General features: G+C 52.6%; 14 protein-coding genes and 1 pseudogene. 9 read left to right on the plus strand and 6 right to left on the minus strand.

Translation table 11 applies throughout. The features are described from left to right. Positions 1 to 118: 118 nt before the first annotated feature. On the minus strand, positions 119 to 865 hold the full coding sequence (locus MKO97_RS03565; RefSeq protein ID WP_241104697.1) for a hypothetical protein: 747 nt from the start codon (positions 863 to 865) through the stop codon (positions 119 to 121). A gap of 392 nt (positions 866 to 1,257) precedes the next feature. Here MKO97_RS03565 and MKO97_RS03570 point away from each other — a divergent pair, with 392 nt between their 5' ends. After that, entirely contained in the window at positions 1,258 to 2,055 is a 798-nt protein-coding gene (locus tag MKO97_RS03570) for an alpha/beta hydrolase (RefSeq protein ID WP_241104698.1), read from the plus strand. Further along, positions 2,052 to 3,938, plus strand: coding sequence for a beta-N-acetylhexosaminidase (locus MKO97_RS03575; RefSeq protein WP_241104699.1), 1,887 nt, complete (start codon positions 2,052 to 2,054; stop codon positions 3,936 to 3,938). Before MKO97_RS03570 ends, MKO97_RS03575 begins: the two co-directional genes overlap by 4 nt. Positions 3,939 to 4,132: 194 nt before the next feature. Here the strand turns inward: MKO97_RS03575 and recO are convergent, their stop codons facing one another. From recO to gdhA, 3 genes are all read right to left on the minus strand, one after another. Next, positions 4,133 to 4,843 (minus strand): DNA repair protein RecO, encoded by a 711-nt coding sequence (gene recO / locus MKO97_RS03580; RefSeq protein ID WP_241104700.1) that lies wholly within the window; start codon positions 4,841 to 4,843, stop codon positions 4,133 to 4,135. Further along, positions 4,840 to 7,191, minus strand: a complete 2,352-nt coding sequence (locus MKO97_RS03585; RefSeq protein WP_241104701.1) for a two-component regulator propeller domain-containing protein — start codon at positions 7,189 to 7,191, stop codon at positions 4,840 to 4,842. The genes recO and MKO97_RS03585 overlap by 4 nt, the downstream gene beginning before the upstream one ends. A gap of 142 nt (positions 7,192 to 7,333) precedes the next feature. Next, positions 7,334 to 8,677: an NADP-specific glutamate dehydrogenase gene (gene gdhA, locus MKO97_RS03590; protein ID WP_241104702.1), complete on the minus strand. Its 1,344-nt coding sequence runs from the start codon at positions 8,675 to 8,677 to the stop codon at positions 7,334 to 7,336. 268 nt (positions 8,678 to 8,945) lie between these two features. Here gdhA and MKO97_RS03595 point away from each other — a divergent pair, with 268 nt between their 5' ends. Then, the gene (locus MKO97_RS03595; RefSeq protein ID WP_241104703.1) at positions 8,946 to 9,764 is read left to right on the plus strand and encodes an outer membrane beta-barrel protein; all 819 of its coding nucleotides are present in this window, start codon (positions 8,946 to 8,948) and stop codon (positions 9,762 to 9,764) included. A 40-nt stretch (positions 9,765 to 9,804) separates the two neighbouring features. Here MKO97_RS03595 and MKO97_RS03600 read toward each other — a convergent pair. Then, positions 9,805 to 10,950, minus strand: a pseudogene (locus tag MKO97_RS03600) (cystathionine gamma-synthase); the annotation flags it as partial. A gap of 84 nt (positions 10,951 to 11,034) precedes the next feature. Between MKO97_RS03600 and MKO97_RS03605 the strand changes: the two are divergent. Then, entirely contained in the window at positions 11,035 to 11,784 is a 750-nt protein-coding gene (locus MKO97_RS03605; protein WP_241104705.1) for a DUF3298 and DUF4163 domain-containing protein, read from the plus strand. Here the strand turns inward: MKO97_RS03605 and MKO97_RS03610 are convergent. After that, the gene (locus MKO97_RS03610) at positions 11,777 to 12,235 is read right to left on the minus strand and encodes a DinB family protein (RefSeq protein ID WP_241104706.1); all 459 of its coding nucleotides are present in this window, start codon (positions 12,233 to 12,235) and stop codon (positions 11,777 to 11,779) included. The genes MKO97_RS03605 and MKO97_RS03610 overlap by 8 nt on opposite strands. Before the next feature lie 45 nt (positions 12,236 to 12,280). On the opposite strand from MKO97_RS03610, the gene MKO97_RS03615 reads away from it, so the two are divergent. From MKO97_RS03615 to MKO97_RS03635, 5 genes are all read left to right on the plus strand, one after another. Next, positions 12,281 to 12,643, plus strand: coding sequence for an arsenate reductase family protein (locus tag MKO97_RS03615; RefSeq protein WP_241104707.1), 363 nt, complete (start codon positions 12,281 to 12,283; stop codon positions 12,641 to 12,643). A gap of 35 nt (positions 12,644 to 12,678) precedes the next feature. Then, entirely contained in the window at positions 12,679 to 13,539 is an 861-nt protein-coding gene (locus tag MKO97_RS03620) for a YicC/YloC family endoribonuclease (protein ID WP_241104708.1), read from the plus strand. 17 nt (positions 13,540 to 13,556) lie between these two features. Further along, positions 13,557 to 14,126, plus strand: a complete 570-nt coding sequence (gene gmk, locus MKO97_RS03625) for a guanylate kinase (protein WP_241104709.1) — start codon at positions 13,557 to 13,559, stop codon at positions 14,124 to 14,126. A 3-nt stretch (positions 14,127 to 14,129) separates the two neighbouring features. Then, the gene (gene nadD / locus MKO97_RS03630) at positions 14,130 to 14,711 is read left to right on the plus strand and encodes a nicotinate (nicotinamide) nucleotide adenylyltransferase (protein WP_241104710.1); all 582 of its coding nucleotides are present in this window, start codon (positions 14,130 to 14,132) and stop codon (positions 14,709 to 14,711) included. A gap of 269 nt (positions 14,712 to 14,980) precedes the next feature. Continuing rightward, positions 14,981 to 15,976: an NAD(P)H-dependent glycerol-3-phosphate dehydrogenase gene (locus tag MKO97_RS03635; protein ID WP_241104711.1), complete on the plus strand. Its 996-nt coding sequence runs from the start codon at positions 14,981 to 14,983 to the stop codon at positions 15,974 to 15,976. Positions 15,977 to 15,990: the final 14 nt, after the last annotated feature.

A 15,990-nucleotide genomic window follows, 5' to 3' on the forward strand; every position in this document is an offset into this window, starting at 1 on the left:
CAAATATTTGGATTAGTATGCGAACGTTATTAAATTTTTCATAACGTCGTATCTTTATTGTTCTCCTATAGAAAACGCCCTTGGGGTAGACGTTTCTAAAACCAAAGAAAAAGTGTTATTATACCACCGCCACCACGTGCAACACGTTGAAATGGCAGGCGTTGAACTCATACAGCACGCCGTTTACTTCCTGGTAGAAAGCCACCAACAGCAAAACAAGTCCTAGTCCATCGACGGTCGGAACAGAAGGAGGGGCCAGCACGGGCGACACCTCTTCATCTAACGTAAGGGTCGTGTCGGCACTCATGACCAGTTCCGAATCACCCGTAGCGAAATCCACCCGTAGGAAACCGCTTGCCAGTTTCACATGCGTGGCACCCGGAGGCGCATCGAAATGCTGTCCGGTAACCAGTTGCGGAAACGAAATAGTCCCCGTAGTCGCATCTACTGTAAAAGCCGCAAACAAAACACGTGTCAGTTGCGCCCGGCTGTTGAAGTCAAAACCCCGCAGCAACAAACGGCCCTCCGCCGTTCTAAAACCTTCCGCCACTTGTCGGCTCCCCCGCCTCGACAAAGTGTCCAGGTTCTTCGCCAGCGTCATCAAGCGCATCAGCCTATTGTGCAACCGCGGATCATACGCACGCCGAAACACTGGGGCCCCTCCGTGTCGGAGTATCCTGCTTGCGCTCGCCACCATCCCAAACTCCGAAATGTTCTCGCGCGTTCGCTGAAAAGCCGGATCATTCATAAGTCGCTCCCGGCTCACCCCACCCTTATTCCGCACCAAATACACATCGCCCCGCTTATAGAAACTCAGTTCGTCGATCTTTCCTTCGATCTTGAAAATGCCACTCTGTTTCGCCATAACATAAAGAATAAAAAATGAAATACCAACTCAAAACACCCTGTCAAAACTAAAGAGCGACCCTCCGGTTTTCCAAAAAACGATTTCCGAAAACGACCTAAATAGACCTAAATTTCCGAAAACGACACTTTTTTCCCCACTGTAAAAGGGTAGTCACGGAATACCTCGGTCGTGCGTCGGGCCGTTCTTCCTTAAACAGCGTTCGTATCCGCCCCGTATATATCCCGTATATATCCCGTATATATCCCGTGTATACCCCGTGTATACCCCAGACACAATCCCCATCAATAGATACCCAACGTCCACTTCATCCCACACACCCCGTCTCACGTCCGGTGCGTAGACGCTTCCCCATCCGCCCAAATCCGCTATCTTTGGGCAACACCATTATTATGAAGAAACTCGGGCTGCTTTTGCTGCTGGTCACCACAACGTTGACCGCACAATACCAAACCAAGACCGCCATATCCTACTATCCCGACAAAGGCGATACGTATCGCAACACCCAATGCATACTGGATCTCTATTACCCCACAAAACCCGGCTTTGCTACCGTCATCTGGTTCCACGGTGGCGGCCTTACCGGTGGAGCACGGGAAATACCAAAAGCCCTTACCGACAAAGGAATCGCCGTCGTAGGCGTCGGGTATCGCCTCAGTCCTAACGCCAAAGTCGTCGACATCATCGGCGATGCCACAGCCGCCGTCGCCTGGACACTCCGCCATATTGCCGAATACGGAGGCGACCCGAAAAAGGTCTTCCTCTCGGGCCATTCCGCCGGTGGCTACCTCGACCTGATGGTGGCGCTCGACAAACACTATCTCGCCGCCTACGAACTCGACCCCAACACACTGGCGGGCATCGTGCCGTTCAGTCCGCAGGTCATCACCCATTTCACCGCACGCAAAGAACGCGGCATCCCCGAAACCCAACCCGTCATAGATGAACTCGCGCCTTTATTCCACATCCGCAAAGACGCACCACCGATACTGCTGATCACCGGCGACCGCAACCTCGAGCTGCTCGGGCGTTACGACGAAAACGCCTACCTTGACCGCATGCTCACCGTCATCGGCCATCCCGACCACCGCCTGATCGAACTCGGCGGCTACGACCACATGATGGCCGACCCGGCCTACACGCTTTTACTGCGGGAAATCGACCGCGTCCTCAAACAACCACGCCCATGAAGCTTCGTTACCTCTTACTGCTTGTGCCCCTTTGTTCGTTTGCCCAATCCATCATCCCCGAGCCAGTTGAGATGACCACCCGACGGGGTCGTTTCACCCTGCCGAAGGTGCTGACGTTCACCGCAACCGACGCCAAACGCTGCCAGCCGGTGACGACTTACGTAAAAGACTTCCTCGTCCGGCCCACAGGCATCGTCCTTCGCCCGGCAGCGCCAAAAGAGAAGGCCGCACTGCATTTCATCCTCAACAACGAAACCGATCGGTTGTTGGGTGACGAAGGCTATCGTCTGGCCGTGAACTCCGGCGGGATTTTTATCCGGGCCAATACCGAAAAGGGCCTCTTCTACGGCGTACAAACCGTATTGCAACTCCTGCCCAAAGACATCGAACGCACCGACCGGCTGCGTAACGGACGGTGGTCGGTTCCGTTTGTGACCATCACCGATTACCCGCGTTTTGCCTATCGTGGACTCATGCTCGACGTGGCGCGGCACTTCTTCACCAAAGCCGAGGTCATGGACTATATCGACCGTATGGCACGCTACAAGTTCAACACCTTCCACTGGCACCTGGCCGACGATGAAGGTTGGCGGGTGGAGATCAAAAGTTACCCGAAACTTACCACCGTGGGTGCCTGGAACGTGAAACGGGAAGGGCATTTCGGCGATTTCTCTCCCATTGGCGCCGATGAGCCCCGCGACAATGGCGGGTTTTACACACAAGAGGAAATACGGGAGGTAGTGGCCTATGCCAAAAGCCGCTTCATTGACATTTTACCCGAAATCGATATGCCCGGACACAGTCTGGCGGCCATCGCGTCCTATCCCGAACTGTCGTGCACGCCCGAGGCGGTCAACTACCGGGTGAGTTCCGGCGAACCCATTATGAGTTGGCCCGGCGGCGGCCATTTCGAAGCCATTTACGACAATATGTTGTGTCCGGCCAATGAAAAGGTTTACGCTTTCGCGGATGCTGTATTGGGCGAGATCGCCGCGTTGTTCCCGTATCCGTACCTTCATGTCGGAGGCGACGAATGCGCGACCAACTTCTGGGCCAAGAACCCACAGGTGCAGGAACTGATGCAACGGGAAGGCATCACCGAAGTGGCAAAAGTGCAGGCCTATTTCGAAAAACGCATCGAACAGATCGTCGCCTCCAAAGGCAAACACATGATCGGCTGGGATGAAATCTACGAAACGGGTGTATCACCCTCAACGGCCATCATGAATTGGCGCAAACCGGCCTTCGGGGCAGCGGCTGCCGCCGATGGGCATGAGGTGGTGTTATGCCCCACGGGGTATTCCTACCTCGATTATATGCAGGCCGATGTGTCGGTCGAACCGCGCGTCTACGCCGGCCTACGATTGAAAAAAACCTACGCCTTCGAACCCATCGCCGACGGCATCAAAGAAGGACAGGTGAAAGGCATCCAGGCCAACCTCTGGACCGAGCAGGTATTTCGGTTCCGGCAAGCCCAATACATGACCTGGCCACGGGCATTTGCCGTGAGCGAAACCGCCTGGTCACAGCCGAAAAGCAAAAACTGGAAGCGGTTTGTCGACAAGGTCGAACAACAGTTCCGCAGGCTCGATGCCGCGAATGTGCGATATGCACCCTCATTGTACGACCCCGACTTCCGGGTCACGACCGACGAGAAAGGACGGATGCTCCTCTCGCTGGTCCCAGAACTCGATGAACTCGAACTGTATTATTCCTTCGACAATTCGGAACCCGATAATTTCTATCCTAAATATACAGGTCCGGTTCTCGTACCCATCGACGCCACCCAGGTCAAGGTGCGCGCCTATCGAGACGGTAAACCCATCGGGCGTATGAACGTCATGCTGGTAGAGGTGTTGCGGAAGCGGGTGAAGGTGAAGTAAGAAGTAGTCAGTAGTCAGTGGGCAGTGGACAGTGAACAGTAGGCAGTGGGCGGAAGTCTCTGGCTCGGTTCCTTATGTTTTTTTTGGCGGCAGGGTAGCGCTTAGACCTCAAAGGTTTTTAAAACCTTTGAGGTCTAAAGGTCATCGTTTCACGGGAATGAGGGATACGGGAAAACCGTAAAAGAATCCAACTTTTATGAAAACACCTCTGCTAATACCTCAAGCGATTTGGGTTTCCGGAAGCCTTCTATGTGTGCCGAATAATACTGAACAAACAACTTCAGCAGTTCGCGCCGTTGGGCCGATGTGAAGGCTTTTTCAGCGTCTCCGAACCGCAGGCCGGCGAGGGTGCGCATACTGGCCGACACCTCTTCTCCGGTAGTCTCCACCCCGGGTGCGTACTGGAAACGACCGTTGCGCAGGTCAAAAAAACGTCCCGTCGAAGCCAGATCCGGATAAAACCCAAGATGCTTGGTCATCTCCAACAGTAAGATCAAATGGAAGTTGGCAACCTCTGAATGGTTGTCGAGCCACTGCAACGCAGCTTCCAGCAAAGCATACAAGGGCGGGTTCGGCGCTCCGTCGTGCAGCGAGTGGTGCAGCATCTCCGACAGAAACAACGCAATCGTCCCTTTCATGACATCTCCGTGCAGCGTGGTGTAGGGATAGGCAATCCGGATTTCCCGTATCGATTCTAAAGTGCCTTTCTTTTTGTGAACGGCCTCCAGTTCCAAAAGGGTCAGGGGAAGGAAGAAGGCCGCTTTTGGTGCCCCTTTCCGGGTGGAGTAGGCATTGGGAACGAAATAGGAAACGCGTCCGTCGACCTGCGTAAAACAGGTAACCACCAGTCCTTTTTCCTGATACCGGACGGCAGCCGTCACGATGGCCGGCGTCTTGACGGTCATCGCACGATCATGAGTTTCTTGACGGCAGTTTCCGCCCCGTCTTCGGTCGCCACAAACACCATATACACACCCGAGGCGACCCGGTATTTCCCAAAAGCGGTCGTATCCCATTCCAGCGTTCCGCCTTCTGCAATCGCCTCAAATACGAGGCTTCCGGTGATATCGGCGATTTTCACATTGGCCTTGTCGGTAAGTCCGGTGATCTTTACCGTCCCGGCGTAGCCCGGCCGAACCGGGTTCGGAAACACTTTTACGTCTTTCAGGTCATCGCTCGGTGCAATGGCACTTCCTTTATACGAAACCATCCCGGAAACGGTCGCAAAAAACACCTCTCCGGTCGTTTGGTTGATATCGATGTCATTGACGTTATTGCTCGGGAGCGGCGAATTGGAGCTGGTAAAATGATGGATGGTTTCCTGTCCGTCAGGCGACACCAGGAACACACCTGCGCCCGTTGTGCCGATCCACTTATTGTTGGCACCATCCACTACGATGTCGCTTACAAACTGTTCGTACATCAGTTCCTGCGCCAGGCCATTTTCAAGTATGATAATAGAGTTGGTCGTAAGCTGGGTGTTTTCCTCCCCCAGAAAGCGGTCGACGCTTGAAAGCACGCGAAGGCCCTTTCTCGTGCCAATCCACAACTGGTTGCGGTTGTCGACAGCCACACACTGCACGGATTGTGAGGGAAGGTTGCCCACATCGGCGCCCTCATCGATGCGGCGGAAAGGCGTGGCGCGGTTCTCGTTGTATCCGATCAGGCCATCCTCAAGCGAACAAATCCACTTGGTGTTGTTTTTATCGACGACAAGACGCGAAAAACGGGCTCCGAACGTGTCATCTACTACGCCTTCGACGCTGGCTTCTCCCCAGCCGCCACCCGATTTGAGCACTTTCACCGCATCATCGATCAGGCCATTCGTCATCCAAAGATTCCCCTGGCTGTCGAAGGCGCTTTGTTCGATACGCACGCTTTTATAGTCGGGCGCACTCGGAATCACCAACGACTCCAGTCCGCTGTTGGTATAAGTATAATGGTCGGCCAATACGTCATTTTGAAATCGAAGCAAGCCATCGAAATGCGAGCTGAAGAACACCTCGGTTTCATCTGACGGATTCACGGTGACGCGCACCAGGTCACGGGCGCCGTCCATCTGGCTATACGGGATGTTCAGCCAACCGGCGTCGGCGGAGTACTTACTCACACCATATTCCCGCAAATAGGGCGTTTGGAACTGGTCATACTCCCCAAAAACGGTCCATAATGTACCGGAAGGTGCCACCGTAAACGCGAAAATGTTATTGCGTTGCGGGCCATCGGGGCTGATAAATTCATAGCTGGAAGGATTATCCGCGTTCAATAACAAAACGCCGTATTCCTTCGTTCCGATGTATAGTTTACTGCCCACGATGGTTGCACAAGTGAAGGCCACGGCTTCTTCTGTAACCGATGCGGCCGCGAAGTGCGCCTGTTGCACAAACGAAAGGTCGTAGGTATATACATGGTTGGCATTGACGAGCAGCAAGCGGTCGTCAACGGCGCGGAGGTCACTGATGGGAGGGGAGAAGGAAGGGCCGAAGGACGTAAACGAAACACCCGATGTCGACCGTCGCACCTGTCCATCCGAGGTGGCCGTCAGCACGGAATCACCAAAGGCTTCCACCGCCAAAAATACGCCGCTGGCAATAGGTTGCCATTGTGTGGCATCGATGAGGTTCGAATTGGTTAGGGCACCGCGTTTCAAACCTTCCGACAAGGTAGCCGCGTAAATATAGCCGTCAAAGAACGCCGTTTGGGTCACCACGATTTCTGGTGAGGTCGTTCCGATGAAGTAGGTATCCCCGAATTCCAACGTCGCCAGGTCGTAGGTGACGATTCCGAAGTCGCAGGAAATATATACCACTCCCTCATGCTCCATGAAGTGGTTGATTTTCTTGATGGTCGGGTTCAGTTGCTTGTTGATGATGTCGACCACTTTGGTGATGCTGCCATCGGGAAGGATGACGACCATCAGGCCACTTCGATATCCGACCAGAGTGGTGTTAAAGGCGGTACTCCGATAGACCGCGGAAATCTGCTCGCTGGGCAGTCCGTCTATGGTATTGATCGTCCGTATTTCACCACTGGCAGCATTGCTCGAAAAGAGGGCGTTTTCCGACGCGGCATAACAAAGGGTCGCCGACTGTGCCAGATCGCGCACTTCCCGATAGGAAAAGTAGCCTTTCCAAAGTGCGGTATTCTGTGCCGATAGCGACAGGGTGATGAAAAAACAGACAAAAAGAAGGGATTTTCGCATCCGGGATAACTGTTTGGCAAATATACTAAACGGCGGGATGTGGGTTTTCATATAAATAGGGAAGTTTGGTGTGGGAAATCAACAGCTCTGAAAAGGAGATGGTACGTATTCGGCACGTTTCCGTCCTTTCCAAATAAAAATGCCTCCCCGAAGGAAGGCATTCTCGCAATTTATAATTTGGTTTATTGGTTCGTTACACAACGCCCTGTGCGAGCATCGCCTCGGCCACTTTTACGAAACCGGCGACGTTGGCACCTTTTACGTAGTCAATGTAGCCGTTTCCGTCAGCACCAAACTTCACGCACGATGCATGGATGTCAAGCATGATGCGCTTCAGGCGCTCGTCGACTTCCTCACGCGTCCAGCTGAGACGAAGCGAGTTTTGGGACATTTCAAGTCCGGATGTGGCTACACCACCTGCGTTCGACGCCTTGCCCGGCGCAAACAGGATCTTGGCATGGGCAAATACGGTGATGGCCTCCGGAGTGGAAGGCATGTTGGCACCTTCTGCCACGCAGATACAACCGTTTGCCACAAGCGCTTTGGCTTCGTCTTCGTTCAGTTCGTTCTGTGTCGCACATGGCAGGGCCACGTCGCACTTGACTTCCCATGGACGTTTGCCGTCTACGTATTGGGCATTCGGATATTTTTTCACGTAGTCGCTGATACGACCGCGAAGCTCATTTTTGATATACATCACGTGCGCCAGCTTGTCGGCATCGATGCCATCCGCGTCGTAGATATAACCGGAAGAGTCTGACATCGTCACTACTTTTCCACCCAGTTGGGTTGCCTTCTCAGCGGCATATTGGGCCACGTTACCAGAGCCGGAAACCGCCACGATCTTTCCTTCAAAAGACTGTCCTTTTGTGCCCAGCATACTCTCTGCGAAATACACACAGCCATAGCCGGTCGCTTCCGGACGGATAAGCGATCCGCCAAAGGTGATGCCTTTTCCGGTCAATACGCCTGTAAACTCGTTACGAAGACGCTTGTATTGTCCGTACATATAGCCCACTTCACGTCCGCCTACGCCAATGTCACCGGCCGGAACGTCCGTATCAGCACCAATGTGTTTGGCCAGTTCGGTCATGAACGCCTGGCAGAAACGCATCACTTCATTGTCTGACTTTCCTTTTGGGTCGAAGTCAGAGCCACCTTTACCACCGCCCATTGGCAATGTCGTAAGGCTGTTTTTGAACGTCTGCTCGAAAGCAAGGAATTTGAGGATGGAGAGGTTTACCGAGGGATGGAAACGCAGACCGCCTTTATACGGCCCGATCGCTGAGTTCATCTGGATGCGGTAACCACGGTTTACCTGTATGTTGCCTGCGTCGTCGGTCCAAACGACACGGAACGTAATAATACGCTCGGCTTCGACCATGCGCTCCAACAACATTTTGCCCTGGTAGCGCGGGTTTTGTTCAATAAAAGGGATGACGGTCTCGGCCACTTCGTGTACGGCCTGGAGAAATTCGGGTTCGTTAGGATTCCGTTTCGCAACCGCGTCGACGAAAGCCTGTATCGATTGAGACATGTTAAGTTATTTAGTAAAACGCCTTTAAGAAAACGTTTTCGTTTGCGGGTACAAATATAAAGGAAAGCGCGTTTCCGCCGCTACGCCAACCTAAATCCGTCTGCAAAAATGCATTTTTTTCAGGACGCGATAGTCAGGTGTTTCGAAATTATGCATCTTTTGTCACTTTCTTTACCGAATACGGACAAAGACGCGCCGAATACGGATTTTTATTTCGGTTGTATAGGATGTTTCATATATTTGCTCATCCCTAACTCCCGTAAACCCTATGTTTAAGAGGGCTTTATACCCAATCGTTGCCTTTTTTGCAGGATGTTGCATCCTTCACGCGCAACTTCCGTTTTCCCACGAAATCGGTATCATATCAGGACCCGTTGCCTTCCAGTCGGATTATGGCGAACGGAACGATCTCAGTACCAACGCCGGAAACACCGGTTTTGGCATTGGAATTGTCCACTATATGAACTTCTCGTATTTGGCAGAATGTAACTGTTACGCGCCGCATACCTACGTCAATGACCACTTCAAGTGGCGTACGGAGCTTTCGTGGAACAAAACCGATTTACAGCACTTTGGGCGATGGGTCGACAAAGATCCCACATCACCAGACGTACAAAAGTTGCGTGCTATGAGGGGACGGACCACGGTGTTTGACATTGGTGGACAACTCGAGTATTTCCCGCTCAGCATCCGCGACTATCAGGTGTCAATAGGAGCGCTTGCACCTTATGTGAGTTTCGGGATCCACTACAGCTATTTTACGCCTGACACCTGGTCGGAACTGGGGCCGCTCGGCATACCGCAAACAACCATCCCCAAATACCTTGACCCCTCTGACGGCAAGCCCAATGGGTTTTCTACCGACGATGGAAATACGTGGTCCATCGTCTGGGGCGTAGGTGCGCGCTACAAAGTGTCGCCTCTCGCAGACATGACGGTAGAACTACGCTGGCAATCGTACTTCTCGAACTGGGTGGATGGGTTGAACCCAGACCCGAATAAATACCCGGAGAACCGTGCCAATGACTGGAATGTCTGGTTCAATGTCGGGTATGTTTACTATCTCGACTTCGCCAACGGATACTAAAAAATAAAAAGAAACCCCGGTACATACCGGGGTTTTTAGTTTATCCAAATGCCTGTTCGAGGTCGGCAAGGAGGTCGTCTATGTGTTCGACGCCTACACTAAGCCGCACCAGGTCGTCGGTAATCCCGTTTTCTTTTCGTTTGTCTTCGGGTATGGAAGCATGTGTCATAAGGGCCGGATGGTTCGCCAACGACTCTACGCCGCCGAGTGATTCCGCAAGTGTAAACACTTTCAGTTTTTCAAGGAAGGTGGTAGCGTCGGCTTTCGCGCCAGAGGCAAAGGTAAACGATACCATTCCCCCAAATCCTGACATCTGTTTTTTGGCAATGGCATGGTATGGATGGCTCTCGAGTCCGGGGAAATAAACCGTTTTCACTTTCGGATGTTTCGACAGGTACTCCGCCACTTTCGCCCCGTTCTCACAATGCCGCTCCATACGCAGGTGAAGGGTTTTGATGCCCCGTAACACCAGGTATGAATCCATGGGCCCCAGCGTGGCGCCCGTCGCAAACTGCTGGAAATGCAATTGTTCTGCCAACGCCGCGTCTTTGATGATCAACGCACCGGCTATCACGTCGGAGTGGCCACCCAGGTACTTCGTAGCCGAGTGCATCACGATGTCGGCACCCAGGTCAAGCGGGCGCTGTAGGGCCGGTGTCGCAAAGGTGTTGTCGACCGCAAACAGGATGTTGCGACCTTTCAACACGTCGGCAATCGCACGGATATCGGCGACTTTCATCAACGGGTTGGTCGGCGTCTCGACCCAAACGAGTTTGGTGTTAGCATTGAGCAGCGACGTAAAAGCCGCCATATCGTTCATATCAACGAAATGGAATTTGATTCCTGAGTCTTTATAAATCCGGGTAAACAGGCGATAGGTGCCGCCGTAGAGGTCGTCCATCGCAATAACTTCGTCTCCGGCTTTCAGCGAGCGAAGCAGGCAATCGGTAGCGGCCAGTCCGGATGAAAAGGCCAGTCCTTTCGTGCCGTTCTCGATGCTCGCCAAGGCGTCTTCCAATGCCGTACGTGTGGGGTTGGCCGCCCGGCTGTATTCGTAATCGCCTACGGGTTTGCCGGGCGTCACCTGCGCATAGGTTGACGTCTGGAACACCGGAGGCATCACGGCTCCGGTCATCGGTTCGTGGTGCTGGCCGCCGTGTATGGTTTTCGTTTCGAATTTCATGTAACTATAGTTTGTGGCTGTAAAATTACCTTAATTTCAGCCGGAACGCAAAAGCAAATGCGTAACTTCGGGTGTCACGAAACCGCTATGAAACGTATTTGTATTCCCCTTGTGTTTTTTCTGCTTTTGACGGCCTGTGAGAAAGAAGAAGTGCTGACCTTCGAGTCGGCCACGTATTCGAAGAAAAGTAATGTGCCGTGCACGAAGGAATGTCCGGAAGCGACGGTCACCCTTCCAATTGCCGCGGGTGTTCCGGTTGTGGCAGACAGTATCAATAAGAGAATATTCAACGTCATCCGGAACAACATCATCGTTTTCGGTGAGCAACCATATCAGGCGTCTGATTTCAATGAACTGCTATCGCGGTTTATGGCGTCGTACGAAGAACTGCGGAAAGACGACCCGGAAGAGACGGGTTGGTCGGCTAAAGTAGAAGGGCGCGTGGCCTATGAGAGTGACAGCCTGTTAAACATCGAACTCCGCCATTACATATATGAAGGGGGCGCACACGGCTACAGCGGCCGGACCTCGCTGTTATTCAATCCTAAAAACGGGAAGGCCATTTCACAACGACAGTTGTTCCGGAACAAAGCCGGCTTCAAGGCCTTCGCTGAAAAAAAATTCCGGGAGACGTTCCACATCGCCGAAAAAGACTCACTAAACAGCGCCGGATTCATGTTCGAGCATTCCAAATTCGTCCTGCCGCAAACCTATATCTATACCGACAAAGGTTTCCTTCTCTACTATAATGTCTACGAAATCGCCTCGTATGCAGAAGGGCCGAAGGAAGTGCTGATTCCCTATGATGAAATGAAGCCGTACCTGTTGATCAGATAAACTTCCGGAGGTGGAGCATCATACCCAAATGGATGCCCTCATGATAGTTATTGAACAACAGCGCATCGTCGACGTTTTGCAGGACGTGCCCCACCGTTGCAATCGGGAACTCTGTGAAGTGTACGAAACGCCCCTCGGCATAATCGCGTTCGGTTTGGTCGAGCGTGGCAAACAACAGCCGCTTCATCTCGCGAATCTCGTCCTCACCAATAAAACCCTCTGGTCGGGTGCCTTTCTTATACCGGTCAATCAGCTCTTTTGATACCATCGGCGGAAGTCCGGATAGCCCATACACCAACCCCTGCTGCGTCACGATGATATGACCGAAGTTCCACGCCAGGTTATTGGAAAAGCCCGGCGGGATATGATTTAACTGTTCGATCGAATAGGCGCCTACGAGTTGCAGGAGGGTGTTGCGCGAGCTGCGGTTGAGGGAAAGGACGTGTTTCATGGAACTAAAGGTAGGGATTTCCCACAAATGCATTTCCTTTGCATTATGGACAAAATGTACTTTCTCAGCACCTGCGACACCTGCCGGAAGATCATCGGACGATTGCCGGCCCAGGCCAAACTCGTATTCCAGGACATCAAAAAAGAACCGATAACAGCGGCACAACTCGATGAGATGCGACGGCTGTCGGGCAGTTATGAAGCCCTGTTCAGCCGGAAGGCGCAGTTGTATAAAGAGCGCGGACTGAAAGACCAGACGCTTTCGGAAGACGACTACCGCCGCCTGATACTCGAGCACTACACTTTCTTAAGCCGCCCTGTTTTCGTATTGGGCGACACGATTTATATCGGTAATGCCGCCCCCACCATCGATGCAGTAGTCGCAGCGCTCTCGGGCGACCGCGGTTGAATCGTTTTTACTACATTTGCGGCAATCCTTTTCGTATGGTACAATCGATGACAGGCTTCGGCAAAGCCACGGTGCAGTTGCAGGCAAAGAAAATCACGGTCGAGATTAAGTCGCTCAACAGCAAAGGCCTCGACCTTAACATGCGCCTGCCGCAGGCCTACCGCGAGATGGAGCTCGAATTGCGGAACATCGTGTCGCAGCGATTGGAGCGTGGCAAGGTTGATTTCTGCATCTATGTGGAAAACACGATCGAACAGACGGCCTCCAAAATCAATGCCCCCATCGTAAAGGCCTATATCGAGCAGATGCGCGAGGTCATCCCGGATGCCGATGCCACTGAATTGATGAAGATGGCGGTTCGTATGCCCGACGCCTTGAAAACCGATCGCGAGGAGGTCGACGAAACGGAATGGAAGCAGATTCGAAAAGCCATCGAAGAAGCGCTCGACAACATCCAACAGTTCCGTCGTGACGAAGGCGCGTCGCTTGACAAAGAATTCCGTATTCGCATTGACAACATCCGAACCTTCATGGAAGCGGCCTACGAGATCGATCCCGACCGGATTGCCGCCATCAAGGAACGCCTCCACAATGCGGTGACCGAGTTGAAAGCCGAAATCGACCAGAACCGCTTCGAACAGGAACTCATCTATTACCTCGAAAAACTCGACATCACCGAAGAAAAGGTACGGCTGAGCAACCACCTCGATTACTTTCTCGAAACCCTCGACCTGCAGGAAGCCAACGGCCGCAAACTGGGTTTCATCGGGCAGGAAATGGGCCGCGAGATCAACACGATGGGATCCAAATCCAATCATTCGAAAATGCAGAAGCTCGTCGTTTTGATGAAAGACGAGCTCGAAAAAATAAAGGAACAGGTACTCAACGTACTCTGATCCGTCCACAACACAACATGGAAGGAAAACTCATCGTCTTTTCGGCGCCGTCGGGCTCCGGCAAAACTACTATCGTACGGTACCTGCTCGGGCTCCCGGAACTCAATCTCGGCTTTTCAATCTCGGCGACCTCGCGCGAACCGCGGGGGGCAGAGGAGCACGGCAAAGACTATTACTTCATCTCGCTTTCGGAGTTCAAAGAACACATCCGCCACGGCGATTTCCTCGAATGGGAGGAAGTGTACCGCGATAATTTCTACGGAACCTTGCAAAGTGAGGTCGAACGGATATGGGCCGAAGGCAAACACGTGATCTTCGATATCGATGTGGCGGGTGGACTTCGGATCAAGCGAAAGTTTCCGGAAAAGACGCTGGCCGTTTTCGTAAAACCACCGAGTATCGACGAGTTGAAGATCCGACTCAAAAAGCGCTCGACCGAGTCAGACGACAAGATCAACATGCGTATCGCCAAAGCATCGGTCGAATTGGCCACCGCGCCGCAATTTGACCAGGTCATCAAAAACTACGACCTTGACGTAGCCAAAGAAGAGGCGCGGCAATTGGTGGCCGATTTCCTAAAGTCATAAGCGATGAAGATCGGGCTCTATTTCGGTACGTTCAATCCGATCCACACCGGACACCTGATCATTGCCAACCACATGGCCGAGTTCACTGACCTGCAACAGGTGTGGCTCGTCGTAACGCCCCATAACCCACACAAGCAGAAAGCGACCTTACTCGACGATTTCCTACGGCTCGACATGGTGCGGCTGGCCACGGAAGACTATCCCAAACTGCGCCCGTCGGATGTCGAGTTTAAGTTACCGCAGCCGAATTACACCGTCAACACGTTGGTGCATCTGGGCGAGAAGTTTCCGGAGCATGAATTTTCGTTGATTATGGGGGAAGACAATATCCGCTCGCTGGCGAAGTGGAAGAATTATGGGTACATCCTCCAGTACCATGACATCTACGTCTATCCCCGCGTCTCGTCTGAAACGGATGCCATCGCCTTTGCCGACCATCCCCGCGTGCGGATCATAGACGCGCCGGTGGTGGAGATCTCGTCGACCTTTATCCGAAACGGACTGAAGGAAGGCAAAAACATCCGTCCCTTGCTGCCCGAGAAAGTGTGGCAGTATATCGACAAGGATCTACTTTATCGGAGTTGAGCGCGACGTTTGGTACAGACTCGCCCATTTACTAAAAAAGCGCTCCGATGGTATCGAAGCGCCTTTCCAAAACACCAAAAACAAATTTAATCGACTATGCCTGATGAGGGGCATTTGCACTATGATAACGCAGTCGGTGCAACCGCATTGCCGTGCCGAATGCCAAAACTTCGTTAAAATTATAAATAAGGAAAAGTGGCAACGGTGCGAAATATCCGGTCTGGGGGCGAAAAATCCCTATTTTTGGGAGTTGAAAACGAATAGGCTTCATGGGTAATACTCCGAAATTCGCCGTAATCGGTGGCGGTAGCTGGGCAACGGCCATCGCGAAAATGCTTTGCGTCAACCAGGACGAAATTGCCTGGTATATGCGCAACGTCGACGCGATCGCCCACCTGAAAGAAAACCGTCACAATCCGAACTACCTGAGTTCTGTTGAATTCGACACCAAAAAGCTGCATTTGACGGCCGATATCAACGAAGCGGTGGCCTACGCCGATTATGTGATCTTTGCCATTCCGTCGGCTTTCTTAAGTGCCGAGTTGGCGCGGCTGACCGTGTCGCTCGAAGACAAGGTCGTGTTTTCGGCTATCAAAGGCATCGTGCCCGAGACCAGCCTGATCGTCGGCGAGCATTTCCACAATACTTATGACATCCCGTATCAGAATATTGGCGTCATCACCGGGCCCTGCCATGCCGAAGAGGTCGCCCTCGAACGCCTGTCGTATCTGACGATTGCCTGTGGCGACGCGTCGAAAGCGAAAGTCATGGCAAAAGCGTTGGCCAGCCATTATATCAATACGAAGATTTCCGACGATATCGTAGGCACTGAATATGCGGCGATGCTGAAAAATATTTACGCCATTGCAGCCGGTATGGCGCACGGACTCGGCTACGGCGACAACTTCCAGTCAGTGTTGATGAGCAACGCCATCCGCGAGATGAAGAAGTTCATCCGGAAAGTGCACAAGATGAAACGGAACATCAACAACTCGGCCTATCTGGGGGATTTGTTGGTCACCGGTTATTCGGTGTTTTCGCGTAACCGGATGTTCGGCAACATGATCGGAAAGGGCTATACCGTGCAAAGCGCCATGATGGAAATGAGCATGGTGGCCGAAGGCTACTACGCCGTAAAAAGTGCCTGGAAACTCAACCAGAAATACAAAGCCAAAACCCCGATTATCGATGCGGTGTATGATGTTTTGTACGATGGAAAGGAAGCGCGGAAAGTGTTTAAGAAACTGACGGAGAAACTCGATTAGCAGGCCTAAACGTG

The organism is Flavobacterium sp. HJ-32-4, assembly GCF_022532105.1.
In the GTDB taxonomy this organism is placed as follows: Bacteria; Bacteroidota; Bacteroidia; order Flavobacteriales; family Flavobacteriaceae; genus Flavobacterium.